We start from the raw sequence: 2,063 nt of genomic DNA, 5'->3' as shown, positions 1-2,063 counted from the left end.
ATCCAGAGCCATCGACTTTCCCTCGGTCTCGCCGAGTTGCCCGGGATTGGTACTGTCCCACTGGAAGTGAATGAAGTACCCTCCATTGCCCAGGTCCCGATACTGACAGTGCGCCATCGGAAGTCCGTAGTAGGCGTTGACGTGCTGGTGGGCGGCGTCGGCGGTGACGCGGTAGGACGTGCCGTCCTCGTCGGTGAAGACCAGCACCGCGCGGGCGGGCCGTTTGCGGTCGCCGTCGAATTGCACGTCGTGTTCGATCTTGACGAACCGCTTCGACAGCGTGCCGTCGTTGTGCGTGATACCGCCGTCGACGTATCCGACTGTGCCATCGGATGATTCGATGATCCAGGCTTCGATGGCGCGGTCGGAGAAGCCGGCGTCGAGCCACAGCCAGAAGTCGATCTTGTCCGAGACGCGGACGCCGAAGGTCCGGTCCCGGCCGCCGTGGAAGCCGTCGACACTGATGTGCTTGCCGTCGATGTGCACCCAACCGGTCCACTTGCCCGGTTCCTTCATGTGATACATGTCGGCCAGGATTTGACCGTTCTCGTCGCGTACCTTCATGGGCAGCAGTTCCCACATCGGCGCGGTCGGTTGGTAGTACAGCTCCCATTCGATGCCGGAGTCGTTGGGTGCGACGTCGAGGCGCCACTTCTTGAGTGGTTCGACGCAGGTCCAGCGCATCGGTCCGGCTCGCAGGGTGTTGCGGTCGCCGGCGCTGACGGGTCGCCCGGCCAATAGGTCCCAATGCCGTCCGTCGGCGAGACTGACTTTGACATAGCCCAGTCCGGTACCGGTGTTCGGGTTGTTGCCGTACCCGCTGGCCAATAACATCGTGCCGTCCGGCGAGGCGGCGAAGAAGTAGCAGCGGTCCGACCAGGTGGGATCCGGGTCGTGCACCTGGTCGAAGGTCGCCGGGAACTGGTGCGTGAAGGACTCGTCGGCGGCGGAGTAGCCCATCAGCGTCCTCTCTGTGCTTGACCCGCAACGGGATTCGGAGAGTTAGTATTAGATAGAACGTGGCACAACGTATCTCGGAGTATCCCGCAACATCCAGTAACATCGGGCCATGGAACCGAGCCGGCGCTGGGGCGACGACCGCGCGATCCTCGACGACGAGGAGGCCCGCAGGCTGCTCCTGGATGCCGCAAGCCGCTGCATTGTGCGCCGGGGCGACTCCCAGATCCGGATGGCCGAAGTGGCCGACGAAGCCGGCGTCTCCCGGTCCACTCTCTACCGGTACTTCCCCGGCCGCGAAGAGGTCCTCCTGGGCCTGATGTTGACGCGCGTCGACGCGGCGCTGGGTGATCTGGTGCGCTCGCTGCCCCATCCCGATGACCCGGTGCGTTCGCTGCCCGAGATGGTGCTGGTGCCGGTGGAGTCGGTGGAGGGCGATCCGCTGAACGAAGCGTTGTTCGCCGCCGAGAGCACCGCGGTGGCGGCAGCGTTGGAAATGGGGTCGCAGCCCATAGTGGAATTGCTGTTGCGGCACTACGAACCGCTGCTGCAACGGTGGCGGCTCGCGGGCCACCTCTACGACGACCTCGATTCCAGCGCAACCGTCCAGTGGTTGCACACCACCACGTTGTTCCTGCTCGCGCCCTCGTGGCGGCGCCGCCCCAAAGCCGACAAGCGCCGATTCGTCGAGCAATATCTGGTGCGGGCCCTGGTGCCACAGATCAGACAATAGCGCACTATTGTCTGATGTCTAAAGGTGGAGCTATTTTGGCTCGGCGGTTGCCCTGCGACCGTAGCGCGAGCTCCCAGGTTCGCCAATCGGACTGAATGGTTATGAAAAGCCCTGTAGGTCAGGCTCGCTCGGCTATCAGCCGGCAGCGCATCTGGCGCCCGGGCTGTCGGACTGAACAGACGTTGCCTGAGATGAACGCTTAGTAACGACCAGTACCGATCCGAGTCACAGCGTTTAGCGACGTCCGGTGGCCGCAGAGTTTCGACAGTCTGAGTCGCGAAATCGCTTTTGCGACAACATCTTACCGTCCTACAGGCAGGCGACCTGGTTCCAAACGCGATGGATCTCGCGGTGTGGTGACGGGCCCAGACCT

At 63.4% G+C, this 2,063-nt stretch carries 2 protein-coding genes; one reads left to right on the top strand and one right to left on the bottom strand.

What is annotated here, in order from left to right:
• Positions 1–960, bottom strand: a 960-nt coding sequence (locus tag VML93_RS00255; RefSeq protein WP_325606433.1) for a hypothetical protein, incomplete at its 3' end; no start/stop codon positions are given.
• Between the two features lie 109 nt (positions 961–1,069).
• Between VML93_RS00255 and VML93_RS00250 the strand changes: the two genes are divergently transcribed.
• Positions 1,070–1,690 carry a TetR/AcrR family transcriptional regulator gene (locus VML93_RS00250; RefSeq protein WP_325606431.1) on the top strand — a complete coding sequence of 207 codons (621 nt, stop codon included), beginning with the start codon at positions 1,070–1,072 and terminating at the stop codon, positions 1,688–1,690.
• The last annotated feature ends 373 nt before the right edge of the window (positions 1,691–2,063 follow it).

Origin of the sequence: Mycobacterium sp. (assembly GCF_035499775.1) — a bacterium.
Classification (GTDB): domain Bacteria; phylum Actinomycetota; class Actinomycetes; order Mycobacteriales; family Mycobacteriaceae; genus Mycobacterium.
Note: the sequence above shows the minus strand (reverse complement) of the source record. Positions and strands in the feature narration are given on the sequence as shown.